Source organism: Dellaglioa sp. CoH-57-MRSF-18, assembly GCF_056781995.1.
In genome coordinates this window covers 305,712-322,269 of sequence record NZ_JBXAXX010000002.1, presented here as the reverse complement: position 1 = coordinate 322,269, position 16,558 = coordinate 305,712, and the positions used below count along the sequence as shown (strand labels likewise).

At 31.8% G+C, this 16,558-nt stretch carries 17 protein-coding genes; 14 read left to right on the top strand and 3 right to left on the bottom strand.

Annotation, left to right across the window (positions count from 1 at the left end):
* Positions 1 to 59: 59 nt before the first annotated feature.
* The 5 genes from AC1RPG_RS03415 (at position 60) to AC1RPG_RS03395 (ending at position 7,555) form a co-directional block, all read left to right on the top strand.
* Complete coding sequence (locus AC1RPG_RS03415) at positions 60 to 2,180, top strand: PBP1A family penicillin-binding protein (protein ID WP_481761182.1); 2,121 nt, start codon at positions 60 to 62, stop codon at positions 2,178 to 2,180.
* A gap of 76 nt (positions 2,181 to 2,256) precedes the next feature.
* Positions 2,257 to 2,601 carry a YlbF/YmcA family competence regulator gene (locus AC1RPG_RS03410; protein WP_481761183.1) on the top strand — a complete coding sequence of 115 codons (345 nt, stop codon included), beginning with the start codon at positions 2,257 to 2,259 and terminating at the stop codon, positions 2,599 to 2,601.
* A 71-nt stretch (positions 2,602 to 2,672) separates the two neighbouring features.
* Positions 2,673 to 3,893 carry a metallophosphoesterase family protein gene (locus AC1RPG_RS03405; RefSeq protein WP_481761184.1) on the top strand — a complete coding sequence of 407 codons (1,221 nt, stop codon included), beginning with the start codon at positions 2,673 to 2,675 and terminating at the stop codon, positions 3,891 to 3,893.
* Positions 3,880 to 6,570: an ATP-binding protein gene (locus tag AC1RPG_RS03400; RefSeq protein ID WP_481761185.1), complete on the top strand. Its 2,691-nt coding sequence runs from the start codon at positions 3,880 to 3,882 to the stop codon at positions 6,568 to 6,570. The genes AC1RPG_RS03405 and AC1RPG_RS03400 overlap by 14 nt, the downstream gene beginning before the upstream one ends.
* 10 nt (positions 6,571 to 6,580) lie before the next feature.
* Positions 6,581 to 7,555, top strand: a complete 975-nt coding sequence (locus AC1RPG_RS03395; RefSeq protein ID WP_481761186.1) for a 3'-5' exoribonuclease YhaM family protein — start codon at positions 6,581 to 6,583, stop codon at positions 7,553 to 7,555.
* A gap of 86 nt (positions 7,556 to 7,641) precedes the next feature.
* Here AC1RPG_RS03395 and AC1RPG_RS03390 read toward each other — a convergent pair whose 3' ends face one another.
* The 3 genes from AC1RPG_RS03390 to AC1RPG_RS03380 all read right to left on the bottom strand — a co-directional run bounded on the left by AC1RPG_RS03390 (position 7,642) and on the right by AC1RPG_RS03380 (position 9,437).
* Positions 7,642 to 8,547, bottom strand: coding sequence for a peptidylprolyl isomerase (locus tag AC1RPG_RS03390; RefSeq protein WP_481761187.1), 906 nt, complete (start codon positions 8,545 to 8,547; stop codon positions 7,642 to 7,644).
* Between the two features lie 135 nt (positions 8,548 to 8,682).
* Entirely contained in the window at positions 8,683 to 9,006 is a 324-nt protein-coding gene (locus AC1RPG_RS03385) for a hypothetical protein (protein WP_481761188.1), read from the bottom strand.
* Entirely contained in the window at positions 9,006 to 9,437 is a 432-nt protein-coding gene (locus tag AC1RPG_RS03380; protein WP_481761189.1) for an HIT family protein, read from the bottom strand. The genes AC1RPG_RS03385 and AC1RPG_RS03380 overlap by 1 nt, the downstream gene beginning before the upstream one ends.
* 114 nt (positions 9,438 to 9,551) lie before the next feature.
* Here AC1RPG_RS03380 and AC1RPG_RS03375 point away from each other — a divergent pair, with 114 nt between their 5' ends.
* The 9 genes from AC1RPG_RS03375 to AC1RPG_RS03335 form a co-directional block, all read left to right on the top strand.
* Positions 9,552 to 10,289 carry an ABC transporter ATP-binding protein gene (locus AC1RPG_RS03375; protein ID WP_481761190.1) on the top strand — a complete coding sequence of 246 codons (738 nt, stop codon included), beginning with the start codon at positions 9,552 to 9,554 and terminating at the stop codon, positions 10,287 to 10,289.
* The gene (locus tag AC1RPG_RS03370; RefSeq protein WP_481761191.1) at positions 10,286 to 11,503 is read left to right on the top strand and encodes an ABC transporter permease; all 1,218 of its coding nucleotides are present in this window, start codon (positions 10,286 to 10,288) and stop codon (positions 11,501 to 11,503) included. The genes AC1RPG_RS03375 and AC1RPG_RS03370 overlap by 4 nt, the downstream gene beginning before the upstream one ends.
* A gap of 65 nt (positions 11,504 to 11,568) precedes the next feature.
* A complete protein-coding gene (locus AC1RPG_RS03365; RefSeq protein ID WP_481761192.1) occupies positions 11,569 to 12,357 on the top strand; it encodes a phosphotransferase in 789 nt (262 codons plus the stop codon).
* 74 nt (positions 12,358 to 12,431) lie between these two features.
* Positions 12,432 to 13,091 carry a tRNA (guanosine(46)-N7)-methyltransferase TrmB gene (trmB, locus tag AC1RPG_RS03360; protein ID WP_409022703.1) on the top strand — a complete coding sequence of 220 codons (660 nt, stop codon included), beginning with the start codon at positions 12,432 to 12,434 and terminating at the stop codon, positions 13,089 to 13,091.
* Between the two features lie 165 nt (positions 13,092 to 13,256).
* The gene (pepA, locus tag AC1RPG_RS03355; protein ID WP_409022702.1) at positions 13,257 to 14,336 is read left to right on the top strand and encodes a glutamyl aminopeptidase; all 1,080 of its coding nucleotides are present in this window, start codon (positions 13,257 to 13,259) and stop codon (positions 14,334 to 14,336) included.
* A 5-nt stretch (positions 14,337 to 14,341) separates the two neighbouring features.
* Entirely contained in the window at positions 14,342 to 14,662 is a 321-nt protein-coding gene (locus AC1RPG_RS03350) for a thioredoxin family protein (RefSeq protein WP_409022701.1), read from the top strand.
* An 18-nt stretch (positions 14,663 to 14,680) separates the two neighbouring features.
* Entirely contained in the window at positions 14,681 to 15,139 is a 459-nt protein-coding gene (locus AC1RPG_RS03345) for a universal stress protein (RefSeq protein ID WP_481761193.1), read from the top strand.
* A 2-nt stretch (positions 15,140 to 15,141) separates the two neighbouring features.
* On the top strand, positions 15,142 to 15,780 hold the full coding sequence (ytpR, locus tag AC1RPG_RS03340) for a YtpR family tRNA-binding protein (RefSeq protein WP_481761194.1): 639 nt from the start codon (positions 15,142 to 15,144) through the stop codon (positions 15,778 to 15,780).
* Positions 15,781 to 15,845: 65 nt separating this feature from the next.
* On the top strand, positions 15,846 to 16,558 hold a 713-nt coding region (locus AC1RPG_RS03335; protein ID WP_481762407.1), incomplete at its 3' end, for a hypothetical protein.

Below are 16,558 nucleotides of genomic sequence, written 5' to 3'. Positions count from 1 at the left end.
TTATAATATTGCTATGGTAAAATAATAAATGATATTAAGATTAAATATGGGGACAACTAATGAAAAATGAAAATAAAAGAACTAAAAATGAAAATTGGTTTGTAATACATCTAATTCAATTTAAAAATTGGTTTCGACAGGGATGGAAATTTGTGCATGGTTGGAAATGGTTGACTATTTTTATTTTAGCAATTATTTTAGGTTCGAGTGCGTATTTAACTTATGTAGCCAAAACAACAAATGTTAGTGGGTTAAAAGCTGCTTTACAACAATCAACTGAGGTTTTTGATAAAGATGGCGATAAAGCAGGATCGTTATACTCTCAAAAGGGTACTTACGTTTCATTAAATAAGATTTCACCCAATATTCAAAATGCTGTACTGTCATCAGAAGATCGTAATTTTTATCATGAATATGGATTTTCAATCAAAGGGATGGCACGTTCTGTGGTTTCATTGGTTAAAAATCGATTAACTGGAAGTAGTGCAATTAGTGGTGGCGGAAGTACTATAACGCAACAACTTGTTAAAAATGCATTCTTGTCACAGGAGCAAACTTATAGTCGTAAGGCTAAAGAAATATTTATTTCAATTGAAACGGAAAAAGTATATTCAAAAAAAGACATTCTAACGATGTACTTAAATAATGCATATTTTGGTAATGGCGTTTGGGGTGTTCAAGATGCCTCTAAAAAATATTTTGGAAAAAGTGCTTCAGATTTAACTGTTAGTGAGGCTGCAGTTATTGCGGGTATGTTAACATCGCCAGGGGCATATAATCCGATAGATCATCCTGTTGCAGCTAAACAAAGGCGTAATGTTGTTCTGAATGTTATGTATGAAAATAAAAAAATCTCTAGTGCAGAATTATCAAGTGCTAAGCAGACGGGTATTACATTAAATGATACGTACGATTATCAATCAGGTTATAAATATCCTTATTATTTTGATGCCGTTATTAGTGAAGCAATTAAAAATTATGGGTTAACTGAATCAGATATTATGAATCGTGGTTATAAAATTTATACGGCGATGGATCAGACCCATCAAGAAGCTATGCAAACATCATTTGATAACTCTACCTTGTTCCCTTTGGATGCTGATGATGGGACAAAAGCTCAGGGTGGATCAATTGCTATTAATTCAACGAATGGTGGTGTGACAGCAGTTGTTGGTGGACGAGGTAAACACGTTTTTAGGGGATATAATCGAGCGACTCAGATTAACCGCCAACCGGGGTCAACACTAAAACCAATTGCCGTATATATGCCTGCTTTAGAAGATGGCTATTTTTATGATTCTGAATTAAAAGATAAAAAACAATCATATGGATCAAATAATTATTCACCAAATAATTACGACAATCAATATGCAGGTAAAATACCAATGTATAAGGCATTGGCACTTAGTAAAAATGCGCCAGCTGTGTGGTTGTTAAATAAAATTGGTGTTGATAAAGGATACGATGCTGTTAAAAAATTTGGTATACCGGTTAAAAGTTCGGACAAAAACTTAGATTTAGCTTTGGGTGGTTTAACTACTGGTGTCTCACCCTACGAAATGGCTAGTGCATATACTGCGTTTGCTAATGGTGGTATTCAAAAAAAGGCTCATTTTATTACTAAAATTGTTGATGCTTCTGGTAAAACGATTGTTAATAATTCAGACAATAGTGAAACTAAAGTTATGAGTAGTAAGGTAGCTAAATCGATGACAAGTATGATGATGGGTGTCTTTGAAACTGGAGGAACTGGCGAACTTGCTGTCCCAGCTGGATATACAGTTGCTGGTAAAACGGGAAGTACAGAGGCTAAAAAAGGTTCTACAGATGGGACGAAAGATCAGTGGGTTATTGGATATACACCAGACATTACTGTCGCAACATGGGTTGGTTTTGATCAAACTGATGATACTCATTACCTAAGAAATTCAAGTGGGGATATCGTTGATTCCTTATTTAAAAGCGAAATGTCAGGTATATTACCTAATACTGCTCAGACAAGCTTCTCAACGAAATCTGCTACTACTTTAGCAAATAATACCGGTTCAAATGATAGTGGAGATGGTATTTTAGAATCAGTAGAAAAGCAAACAGATGAAATAAAAAATAAATTATCTGATTCTGCTAAAAAAGCCCAAAAATGGCTCAGTGATAGTATTAATGGGATGTTTGGAAATTAGAACAAATCAATGCAAATTATGGATAAAAATGATACACTAATTAAGTTAATATAAATTATTATTGGAGGAATCAGAAATGGTTGTTAATATTTATGATACAGCGAACCAAATGAGTCAAGATCTTAGTCAAACGGAAGAATATAAGGCTTTGAAATCAGCTTATACAAAAATGCAAGAAGATGAAATTGCATATAAATTATTTAAAGAATTTCAAACAATTCAAATGTCTTTGCAACAAAAACAAATGAATGGTGAAGAAATGACAGACGAAGAACTTGAAAATGCTCATAATCTTTCAGAAAAAATCGGTGATTTTGATACAATCAAAGATTTAATGGTTAAAGAACAAGTTTTAAGTGAAATTATGAATGAAGTTAATTCAATTATCACAAAACCAATACAAGATTTATATCATAATTAATTCGAATAAAAATCCTGGAAGCAAAGCAATTATGTTTTGTACCAGGTTTTTTTTTATAAAGGAGTGGGAAGATGAAATTTATTCATGCAGCTGATTTACATTTAGATAGTCCTTTTGGAGGATTAAAAAATGTACCAAGTCAGTTAATGGATTCGATTTATCAGTCAACATTTAAAGCTTTGAGTAATCTCGTAGATACGGCTATTGAAGAATCAGTAGACTTTGTTTGTTTAGTTGGGGATTTATATGATTCATCTGAGATGAGTATTATGGCACAAACAACGTTAATTAGTCAGTGTGAACGACTGCAAAAGGCCGGAATAAATGTTTATTTGAGTTTTGGTAACCATGATTTTTCTGATAATGCTCAAGATCATTTAACTTTTCCATCAAATGTAACTTTATTTACAAGTGAAGTTGAAACAGTGACGCACATTTTAAAAAATGGCGATGAAGTTCGATTAACTGGGTTTAGTTATGCACATAGATGGGAACCATCAAAAATCGTTGATTATCCTGTTCGTGGTGATGAGAAATGGCATATTGGGCTTATCCATGGGGCAAATGAGGGTATAAATTCAATATCAGATGAAAGTTATGCACCATTTACTGTTAAAGAATTATTACAGAAAAATTATGATTATTGGGGATTGGGTCATATTCATGTAAGACAGATTTTGAATGAACAACCCCCAGTTATCTATCCTGGAAATACACAAGGTCGGCACCGTAAAGAATCAGGCGATAAAGGGTTTTATCTAGTGAATAGTGATGGAAATAAGTTGGTTCCCAAATTTATAACGTCATCTACAATTGATTGGGAAACAGTTAATATTTCAATGGCAAAAATTGATTCACTATCAGATGCTATTGATAAGATTGACGCTGAATGCCAACTTTTTTCTAAAGATAAATCATATTTAATAGTGATACAAATCACAGATTTAGATAATTTTAGTGATAGCCTAGTAAATCGCATTCAAAATGGTGATTTATTAACTGCTTGGATTCAAAAACATATGCCAGATAATTACTATTGGATTGTTAAAATTAAAACGGTGATTAATAAAAAGGTAGCTTTTGAATCAATTGATCAACAATACTGGGAAGAAAGCGCAAAACGTGTTTTTACTGATGATGGAATGACTGAACTCGCTGATAAATTATTACAAATTCCGGAACTTAATACGTACTTATTAGAAACGGGACATTTAGTAGAATTACAAGAAAATTCAAAAACATTGCTTCATGAAAATCAAGCGATAGAGGGTCATATAGATGAAAATAACTAAAGTTAAAATTTACGGATTTGGGAAGTGGCATGATAAAACGTTTGATTTTAATCAAACGAATCAGGTTATTTTTGGTCTGAATGAAGCAGGTAAATCGACGTTAACAGCATTCGTATTGAGTATGTTATTTGGATTTGCAAATGCGAAAAAGAAGTACCAACAATATCTGCCTAAAGACTCATCCACATATGGTGGAGAGTTGGAATTATTAATTGGTAACGATGCTTATCGACTAACTCGTACACAAGGTAAATCTGGTGGCAAGGTATCTATTGTTAAAAGTGATGATGGGATGAAAGTAGCTAGTAGTAAGCTGCATGAATGGCTAAATCCAGTCGATGAAAATTTATACAATCAAGTATTTTCATTTAATCAGCAGGCGTTAAACCAAGTATTTAATTTAACGAATGAAGATTTAAATGAGTATCTAACGACGATGGGAGCAGTTGGTAGTCAAGAATGGTTAGAATTAACTAAAAAAATTCAAAAAGATGCCGATCACGTCTATAAGCCAGCAGGTCGTGTAACTGAGTTAAATAAGGAAATTGCGTTATACAATGATTTAGTTAATAAAATAAATATTGCCAAACAGAAATTTCCGGAATATGTTGAGACACAAAAAAAGTTAGATCAAAATAGGGAACAAATTAAAGGGCTACAAACAACACAATATAATCTAACCAAAGATTACCAACGCTACGAACAATTAAAGCAAAATTGGTCAATATATGAACAATCTAATGAGTTGACGGATAAGCTAAAACAAACTGATGAAGATGCTATGATTTCTGTTGATAATTATCAAAAAATACAAAATTTACTAGAGAAACAAAAGATAAATAATGAAAGGTTAAAATCGATTAATCAGAGTGTAGTTGATGAAAAAGAAAATTTAGCAGCATTAAATTTAATAAATTTTTATGAAAACAATAAAGTTGATTTTGATATATTATTTGAACAATTAGCTGATAATCAACAATATTTAGATAAAGTTGTATTAGAACAGACGAGTTTAAACCAACTATTAACAGAACAAGAACGGTTAATGATGCAATATCAAAATATCAACGGAAAAGTTCCAATAGCGTTTGATCCTGATGATTTTAAAAATATTGTCACATTAATTAAATCTGAAGAGAGCAATAAACGAATACTTCAAGAAATTGAACAAAAGCAATTGACGAAAAAACAAGATATTTTAGATTTAAATCAATCAATTGATCAAAAAAATCAAGTACAAAAAAGTAAATGGTCTACACAACAAAGTATCTTAGTAGGGGTAAGTGTTATACTATTTGTACTAAGTATGATCTTACCAATGCCGTTTAAAATAATGGGATTGATACTAGATATTATGATAGTTGTATATACCATAATTGTATTTAAGCAGTCTAATTCTAAGGATAAATCAAGTAGTGATGCTCTGATGCAAATACAAAATAAAAGACAAATGATTACTGCAGAAATTGATGAAAATCAATTGAAGATAGGTGAACTGGACGAACAATTGAGACAAACTGATACTGAATTAACGGATTATCAAATTCAATACGTTTTAGATGATTTTCCAAAGAATCAGTGGTTCTCAATTCAAAATGACTTAAGTCGAATACAGTCTATAACAGATCAAATTAGTCAAAAATCAGCAGAAATTAAAACGTTAACTGACAAGATAAAAAATTATTTGAATCAGACAGATTTTGCTGATAGTTTTCTAGCACTAAATAAAAGTGATATGGCAGATAGTTTAGCTAGAATTAGAGGCTTTAATGATAAATTACAACCTTTAATTGCTGAATCACAATCAATAAAAAATAAAATGGGCTATTTAAATGAACAACAAAAGCATGAAGATAATGTGACTGCTGATATTTCTAATCAAATTAATGAAATATTAACGCAATATCATTTAACGTCAATTGAGCAATTTGAAAAAAATTACGATTTACAAAAGCAATTTGTTCAAGACAAATCTAAATTGGATACAATTAATGAGCAGCTTCCTGTGGAGGTTAGAAAAAATCTTGCTAGATTTGAAACGAAAGAAAGTTTAGATGAACAATTAGATGAGCTTACAGAACAATTGAAACAATTGCAAAATAGTATAATGAACATTAATCAGGAGATTATTGATCAACAGACGTTATTACGGACTTTGAAGGCAGAAGGGAATTATACAGAACTTCGACAAGAGTTGGCTGAAAAAGTTACAATTTTAAGTGAATTAGCTGATAAATGGTTAACTCAAAAGTTAACTATTAATTGGATTAACGAGGCATTAAAAGACTCTTCTGGGGTTAGAATGCCACAAATGTTGCAATTAGCAAATCATTATTTTGAACTATTAACATTAGGCCATTTTACACAAATAAATAATATATCAGGATTATTAACCGTCGTTTCTTCTGATATGGTATCATTTGAAGTGGGAGAATTGTCACAAGGAACAGCAGAGCAGCTATATATCGCACTTAGATTTGCTTTAATCATGACAATTAATAAATCAATCGAATTACCATTAATTATTGATGATGGGTTTGTTAATTTTGATAAAAACAGAAAAAATGCCGTTTTAAAACTAATACGAGAAATAAGTAAAAAAGTTCAAATTATTTATTTAACGGCAGATGATTCAGGATTAACTGGATTTGATAACGATAAAATAATTAAGTTATAGGAGGATGGACATGGCACAAGAGAAAAAAATATTTGAATATAAAGTTGACGAAAACGTAGCATTATTTGTTTTAATTAAGAGTGCAGAAGTTAGAAATACAAAGAATAATAAGCAATTTATTGCATTTAATTTTGAAGATAGTTCAGGCCAAATTAGCGCTAAGCTTTGGGATGCAACGCCAGAGGCAATTGAACAATTTCAAACGGGTAAAGTTGCCTTTATAAAAGGAAAACGTGAAGTTTACCAAAATAATCCACAGATGAAAATCTATCATATTAGATTGACTGAAGAGGGTGAACCTAATGATCCGAGTCAATTTGTCGTTAGTGCACCAATGAAAAAAGATGAGATGGAAGAAGAATTTAATAAAGCTATTTTTGAAATTACAAACCCAAATTGGAATCGAATTGTAAGATATCTCATTGCCGAAAAACATGATGATTTTTTCAGTTATCCCGCTGCAAAGAAAAATCATCACGCATTTTCTGGTGGGTTAGCCTACCATACACTTTCAATGTTGCGATTAGCTAAATCAATTGTTGCCGAATATGGTGATGTGATTAATGCACCATTACTTTACGCAGGTGTGATTTTACATGATTTAGGAAAAACAATCGAATTATCAGGTTCTGTGGCAACAACTTATACATTAGCTGGAAATTTAATTGGGCATATTGTATTAATTGATGAAGAAATTGTTAAAGCAGCAGGTGAATTAAAAATTGATCTTCAGACAGAAGACATGATTTTATTACGTCACGTTGTTCTTGCGCATCATGGGTTACTAGAGTATGGTTCACCAGTGCAACCTCATTTAATTGAAGCAGATGTTTTACATCAAATTGATAATATTGATGCATCAATTCAAATGTTGAAAGGGTCATTGGCTCATACAGAAGAGGGCGAATTTTCTGAACGTATATTTGGTATGGATGGTCGAAATTTCTATAAACCACATGCTGACAGTAATGTAACAAATAATTAAATTGAAAAATATCTCAATGGATAAATTCCATTGAGATATTTTTTTCGAAAAAAAAACACCAGATATAATCTGATGTTTTGATGTATTTATTTTGAAGATGAAGAAGATGATGATAAGTAGCTTGAAAGAACATCTTTCAAGTCATCATCTTTGATTGATACGTTACCTTTTTTAAGAACTTTACCAACAATTTTTTGTAATTTAGTTGAGTCAGCCATAGTTTCAGTAACAATTTGTTCTTTTAAGTCAGAAATGTGATCGGCTTTTTTACCTTTACCAGCATTTTTAACACTCAAGATTACATCATAACCTGCTGTTGTTTTAACAGGTGTAGTTGTATATTTACCTTGTTTTAAATCAAATGCAGCTTTTTTAAATTCTGCTGTTAGTGTTGTATCTGTATTGTTAAATGCAGCTAAAGTACCACCAGTACTTGCAGAAGTTGTATCTGTTGATTTTGATTTAGCTAATGCAGTAAATTTGTCAGTTAACTTTTTAGCAGTCTTTTGTTCATCAAGTTGTTTGATGATTTTTTCTGCATCTGATTTTGAAGCAACTTGAATACGTTGAACTGTAATAGTTGGTTGGTATTCTTCCCATTGCTTATCTACAGCTGTAGAACTTAAATCACTGTAATGTTTAACAGCAGCTTTTAAAAGTAAGTTAGAACGTAATTCTGCTTTAAAACTAGTCTTTGTCATACTGTTTTGTGATAAGACAGATGAGAAACTTGAACCATATTTAGCTTTATAAGTATCGTATTGTTTTGTGACTTCTTTATCAGAAACATCATCACCATATTGTTTTTCCAATACTTTGTTCAAAATCATTTGTTGTAAAATTGATGTACCACTTGAAGTTTTCTTCAAACTATCGTAGTAAGCACTTTCTGTAACCTTACCACCTGAAGTAGTTGCAACTGTTGAGCTCCCACAACCCGCTAATGTAAATGTTAATAGTACGCCGGCTAAAGCAACAAGCCATTTTTTCATAACCTAACACATCCTATTTCTTAAATTTTTTGTCTTCTCAATGAAAGACTAATACGTTTAATATAACATAATTATCATATAATGAAAGTAAATGACCGAAAATTCACAAAAAAATCAAACTTTTAAAAGCCTAATTCATTGATACTTTTCTAATTTTTTATTAATTTTATTGATATTTGGCTCGATCTCATAAGTAAACTTTTCTATACGATTGCTAATGGAATCGACGATGGGTAATGTTTCTTCGATAATCGTATTCAGATGATCTGTAGCATACTGCAATTTTTTTGATGAATTAGTTACGCGATTGATATCATTTTGATAGTCAGAAAAATCTGCTTTTAACTGAACTTTTTTATCTGCAACAAAAGTAATAAGTTCATCTCTATGGTTATAGGCATAGTATGCTGACCCACCAATAATTGATAACAAACTAATTCGTTTAAGTGTTTTTGACATTATTTTTCTCCAATCTTATTCTTGATTGACATCATAATTGATTCAAGTTGCTCGGATGTGTACTTCTTGGAATTATCCTTGAATGACATTTTAAAAGTATCTTTTGTTGAGTATCTAGGAATTAAATGAAAATGTGAGTGAAAAACAGATTGGTAAGCTAGTTCACCGTTATTATTGACGATATTCATCCCTTGAATATCTGGATTGCTTACTTTAATTGCGGAAGCAATCATTGGAATTTTAGAAAAAACTTTACTAGCGAGTGCTTGGTCATATTCAAAAATATTAGCAACATGTTTTTTTGGAATAACAAGTGTATGGCCTGGGGTTGTTTGTGAGATATCAAGAAATGCTTTAATGTCTTCATCTTCGTATACGGTGAAACTAGGAATATCATTGGCAATTATTTTACAAAAAATACAGTCAGTCATATGTTTGCCTTCTTTCAAAGTTAGTTAATACTTTTATTATACATCATGAATGATAATTCACCATAATATGATATAATTAAAGGCATAAATAAATTGTAAATGGGGAATTAGAAAATGACATTAGAAGTTAAAAATTTAGTGGGTGGTTACTCTCAAATACCAGTTTTAAAAGATATTTCTTTTGAAGTTAAACCTGGAAATGTCGTTGGCTTAATTGGTTTAAATGGTGCAGGTAAATCGACTACAATCAATCATATAATTGGGTTATTAACCCCGCAAAAAGGAACTATTAAATTAAATGGCGTAACCTTAAGGGAAGATAGCCAGGCTTATAAATCACATTTAGCATATATTCCTGAAACGCCTATTCTTTATGAAGAATTAACATTAAAAGAACACATTGAACTCTCAATGATGGCTTATGGATTGAATGAAACTAAGGCATGGAAAAAAGCTAATGAATTACTTAAAATATTTAGACTTGATAACAAGTTAGAATGGTTTCCCGCTAACTTTTCAAAAGGGATGAAACAAAAAGTTATGATTGTCTGTGCTTTTTTAACAGAATCTGATTTTTATGTTATTGATGAGCCATTTCTCGGGCTAGACCCCTTAGCAATTAACGATTTATTAGAGTTAATTGTTGCTGAAAAGAAGCGTGGCGCAAGTGTCTTAATGTCAACTCACGTTTTAGCCACAGCTGAAAAGTATTGCGATTGGTTCATTTTACTGAATAAAGGTGAAATTAAAACACAAGGAACAATGGTTGAATTAAGACAAGCCTATAAGAATCCAGATGCTTCCTTAGATGAAATTTATCTTGGTTTAACTAAGGAAGAGGTAACAAAATGAAAGACTTATGGACAACACGTTTAAAAAGTCATCAGTTATTATTATTAAAATATTTACGATATGTTTTGAATGATCATTTTGTTGTTGCAATTATGTTTTTTGTTGGTGGACTTGGTTTGGCTTATTCAAATGGGCTAAAGGTGATGCCTGTTAATTTAGTTTGGTATCGGCCTGCATTAGTGATTGGATTACTGGTGATTTTACAAATCGGCCGTTTAAGTACGTTATTAAAAGAAGCGGATATTGTTTTTCTTTTACCACAGGAACATGCATTAATTAGTTATTTAAAAAAGGCAAAACGCTATTCAACAGTTATGGCCAGCTTAATGCAAGTTGGATTTATTGTGTTACTTATCCCAGTTATGATGATTGGAATGAAAATCTCAGTAATCAATATTATTTTCTTGATTTTAACGCAACTATGCTTGAAAAATAATTGGTTAGTCATTTCATTACTTGAAAAATATCAAAATAACCGGTTTAGTTGGGGAAGTATCAAATTAGTTAATATTTTATTGCCTATTTTGATTTATATCCTTGGATTATATGGTACGTTTATTCTGAGTTTTATCGTTGCTATTTTAAGTAGCTTTGTTTTAAATCAGCTAGCTGCAAAAGGATTTAAGGAAATCTTTGATTGGAAAAAAGCAATCAGTTTTGAAGAAAATAGAATGTTAGGGATTTACCGTTTCTTTAATTTATTTACTGATGTACCAATGGTTAGAGGGAATGTTAAGAGAAGAGTGTACCTTGATTTCATTTTAAATCATATTAAAAAAGATGACGCAAATGTTTATACATTTTTATATGCAAGGGGATTTATTCGCGGAACTGAATTTAGTGGCTTATTTATTAGATTAACTCTAATTGGAGCGCTAATTATTGCATTTATTTCAAATGGTTGGCTAGCACTCGCATTTTTAATCTTATTTATTTATCTGATTGGTTTTCAATTGTTACCTTTTGCAAAACATTACGATAATATTATTTTTACTAGACTATATCCAAAAGGAAAAGAGTATCAAATTAAGAATTTCAAAAAGTTTACATTAACAATTATAAGTGTAAGTGCAGTACTTTTTAATATCGCAATCTATATTGGTACAGGACAATTTTTAATGATGGGTTATGGTGTTTTGGTGAGTTTAGTGGAAATAATGCTGTTTACTAATGTTTACTTAGTTACCAGAGTTAAAAAAATCCTTGACGTATAATAGGGATGTTTGTAAGATGAAACTATAGCATCAGAGCTTAGTCGGGAAAAAGAGGTAATAATAGTATGGATTTTAATTTAGATCCCGGTTGGCAATTGTTACCAATTGGTGGAGATACAGGCACTGCATACATGGGTACACGTGCACAAGAAAAGGTGTTTTTGAAACAAAATATGTCACCTTTTTTAGCTGCGCTCTCAGTTGCTGGTATTACACCAAAATTAATTTGGACTAAGCGAATCTCAAGTGGGGATACAATAACTGCACAAGAGTGGCTAAATGGACGAAACCTTCATTCTGATGAAATGGATCAAAAAATGGTTCCTGAATTATTATCTAAAATTCATCGCTCAAAGCAATTAAAAAATATGTTGAGACAGGTTGGTGGAGAAGTTATCACACCTAGTGGCTTATTAGCTAATTATTTTGACGATTTGAGTGATGATTTAAAGCAGCACCCCTTGCTATCAAAAATGTTTCAGCAATTAAATGAACATCAACCTGAACTATCAACGGATAAGTATACAGTTTGTCATGGTGATTTGAATCATCGAAATTGGTTACAGTCTGATACTAATCAATTATATTTAGTTGATTGGGAGTCAGCAAAAATTGCTGATCCTGCTATGGATTTGAGCTTAGTTATGTCTGAATACATTCCAGATACACAATGGAGTAGTTGGCTGAGTGGTTATCATGAGTCATTGGAGAATAACGATTTATTAAACAGAATAAACTGGTACATTATAATAGCAAAATTACAACGAATAAAAAAAGCACATCAATTAAGTCGATTTCATGAAATGAATCAGGCAATAATAGAATTACAAAAATATAATATAAAAATGGATTAAAAAGTAAGTGGGGCTAAAACGATTAATACGTTCTAGCCCCACTTACTTTATCAAATGAAATGAGGATATATAAGTTGAGATTAAGAAATAAAGCATGGGCTGAACCGTTAATTGCAGAACATCCGGAACTACTTGTAACATCACCTAATCAGTTTAAGGGTAAATGGCAATCAAGATTTGAGAAAAAACAACCACTTTTTATTGAAATAGGTATGGGTAAGGGTGGATTTATTATGGGAATGGCTAGAAAATTTCCGGAATATAATTTTATCGGAATTGAATTGCAAACGACAATTGCAGCAATTACGTTGAAGAAACAAGTTGAAGCACAAATTCCAAATTTACAATTAATTTTAGGTAACGGTGATTCGGTAACTGAATTTTTTGATGATAATGAAGTTGATGGCATTTATTTGAATTTTTCAGATCCTTGGCCTAAAACAAGACAAGCCAAACGTCGACTTACTCATGGCAGTTTCTTAAAAGGCTATGAAAAAGTTATGAAAAATGATGGTCATCTTGAATTTAAGACAGATAATCGTGGCTTGTTTGAATACTCATTAGTTAGTTTAAATGAGTATGGAATGGGTTATGATCAAGTTTGGCTTGATTTACATGCAAGCGTTGAAGCTGAAGATAATGTCATGACTGAATATGAAGAAAAATTTAGTAAAAAGGGACAGCCTATCTATAAGTTAGAAGCACATTTTAATACGTCTAAAAATCTGGAATAAAAATTCCAGATTTTTTTTGTAAAAACGCCGTTACATAGTAACTAAGCTACATTCATGGATTCTTTTATGGTACTATTATATAATATAAAGTAAGAAATATTAAGCTAAGTGAGTAGACAAAATTGGGACTAATTCGTCCAATAAAATGAAAAGGGGCTCTCTAATATGAATGATAAAACGTTTAATTTAGTTAAAACAATGACTGAACTTCAGGCAACAAGTGGATTTGAAAATAACGTACGTGATGTAATGCGCGAAAAAATGACACCAAATGTTGATGAGGTTGTTCAGGATGGTTTGGGTGGGATTTTTGGTATCCGTAAAAATGCAGATATAAATGCACCTAAAATTATGACCGCTGCTCATATGGACGAAGTTGGATTCATGCTTGCCGCAATTAATGACAATGGGTTATTTTCAGTTCGCCCACTTGGTGGATGGAATCCATTTGTTGTTTCTTCACAACGATTCACACTAACAACACGATCAGGTCAAACGTACCCAATAATTTCTTCTTCAGTATCACCTCATTTATTGCGTGGTGATAATCATCAAAATGCAACACCACAAATTAATGATATTTTATTTGATGGTGGATTTGAATCTGCAAGTGAAGCAAAAGAGTTTGGTATTGCACCAGGAGATTATATTGTTCCGGATGTTGAAACAATTAAAACAGCTAATGGTAAAAATATTATTAGTAAGGCATGGGATAACCGTTACGGTTGTACTGCAGTACTGGAAACACTTGAAAAATTAAAAGACGTAACATTACCAAATACTTTATTCGCTGGTGCTAATGTTCAAGAAGAAGTTGGACTACGAGGCACGCCAGGTGCAGTAAATATGCTGAAACCTGATTTATTTTTTGCTGTCGACTGTTCAGCAGCAAATGATATTGAAACAACAAAGGGAACATTTGGACATCTTGGTGAAGGAACGTTGATCAGAATTTATGATCCAAGATTAGTAACGCTTCCTAGATTAAAAGAATTTTTATTGGATACTGCTTCGGATAACAATATTCCTTATCAGTACTTTGTTTCTCAAGGTGGTACTGATGCTGGCGCAGCTCAAACAGCAAATAATGGTATTCCAAGTTCTGTTATTGGCGTTTGTGCACGTTATATTCATACGCATCAAACAATGTTCTCAATCAGAGACTATGAAGCAGCAAAAGAATTACTTGAAAAAACAATTTTAGGATTGGACCGTTCAACTGTCGATACAATCATTAAGGGGTAGTTAGATTGGAAAAATTAAAAGTTTTAGAAAAAGATAAATTAAATGAATTATTATTGAATGGTAAATCATTGTTTTATTTTACGGCAGGTTGGTGTCCAGACTGTAACTTTATTGAACCATTAATGCCTGAAATTGAAGCAGAGTATTCCGATTTTAAATTCTATAAAGTAGATCGCGATGAACAAATTGAACTTTGCCAAGATTGGGGTATTTTTGGTATTCCGAGTTTTGTTGCATACAATAACGGTGTTGAGCTTGATCGTTATGTGAATAAAGAGCGTAAAACGAAAGAACAAATCGAATCATTTATGAACAAATTAGACTAAACCATTGGGGTGATAGTGATGTTTGAACAAGTTTATAAAAGAGTAATGGTCGGGATAGATGGAAGTGTGCAATCTGAACGTGCATTTAATCAGGCAGTTGAGAGTACTTTAAAAAACGAGGCTAGTTTAATAGTTGTACATGTTGTTGAGCGAAGTGTTGACAATACATTTTCTGAAGATGAAGATGACGTTACAACTGAAGTTAAGCGATTAAATGATACCTTAGCCGACTACAAACAAATTGCGATAGATAAGGGCGTTATTGATGTTGAAACTATTTTAGTATATGGATCTTCTAAAGTTTTATTAAGTCGTGAAATACCAGAAGAAAAACATATTGATTTAATTATGGTTGGGCAAACAGGGGCTAACGTTGTTGAAAGATTTGTGAATGGATCAACAACAGATGCAATTCTAAGAAATGCGCCATGTGACGTCTTAGTCATTAGTGATAATAAGAAGGGAACTCATAAATAAATATGTTAATAGCAAGTTATAATTTAAAGAACGTTGGCGATACATTAATGGTTGTTTTACGTGAAGAGGTAGAAAACCAAAAGTCAGAATTAAAAAATAATGTCGTTCGTATTTTCAATGAAAAATCGAATGAAACGTTGGGATTTAATTTTCTAGAAATCTCTAAAGAATCACTTGATTTAGTAGGTAACGGACAAATCTTTTTAGATGAAAAACAAGTAGAAAAATTAAATCAACTTATCGTTGCTGCTGGATTTAAGGATGTACTTGTTGTCGATGACGATCCTAAATTTGTTGTGGGATATGTAGCTGAATGTAATGAACATCCTGATTCTGATCATTTGCATATCACAAAAATTGAAGTCAATAATGGTGAGACACTAGATATCGTTTGTGGTGCACCTAATATTGAACAAGGTCAGCTTGTTGTTGTTGCTAAAGTTGGCGCAATGATGCCAACTGGGGCTATTATTTGGCCGGGTAAATTACGTGGTATTGATAGTTATGGCATGGTTTGTTCAGCTCAAGAGTTGGCTATTCCTAATGCTCCAACTGTCCATGGTATTTTAGTTTTAGATGAAAAGATGAATCATGTTGGTGATGCATTCGATTTTGAGAAGGCAGCCAAATTATTTGCATAATATAGATTTATAAAAACTAATTGCGGTTATTGCAATTAGTTTTTTACATAGTTAGGATGAAATTAATGGAGCGTTACGATGGACCTGCATTTTATAAGAAAACGTTAAAAAAAGATGTAAATAAACCACATCACAATGAGAAATTTGCGCGCAAAGAGACAAAGATAGATAGTCAAAGTGAAAAAGCACAAATTAATCGCTATTCTCGAGGTTTCAAACCAAAACAAATCCCCACATTTTTTACAAATAAAAAGCAAAATAAAAACGTAAGGTATCGGAAAATTTTAGTTCAATTAACTAAAGCAAAGGATACTTATTTACTGTTTGATGATTTTGCTGAAGAGGAAAATCAAGTATCTAATAATGATGAAAATACGTTATATTCTGTGGATAGTGTAGCTAAAAAAATAGTACCAGAAGTAGATTCAGTAATCGAAGATAATAAACAAGAAGATACTTTATTACAAAATACAAATTTAGAGCCTGATGTGTTTGATGAAAAAAATGAACAGATAAAAAAAGCAAATATAAATGTAGTTGCTAATAACAAGCACGCTTTAGCTCGAGGATTATTTGAAATATCAGTTTCTGAGAATGAGGCTCAAAATGAATTAGCCGTTTTTAAAAATAAACCTGAAGTTTTGTCACGTGAAGAACTTGCATTTGTAAGTACCAATCACCAAACTAATGAAGAAGTACAAGAAGTACAAGAAGTACAAGAAGTACAAGAAGTACAAGAAGTACAAGAAGTACAAGAAGTACAAGAAGTACAAGAAGC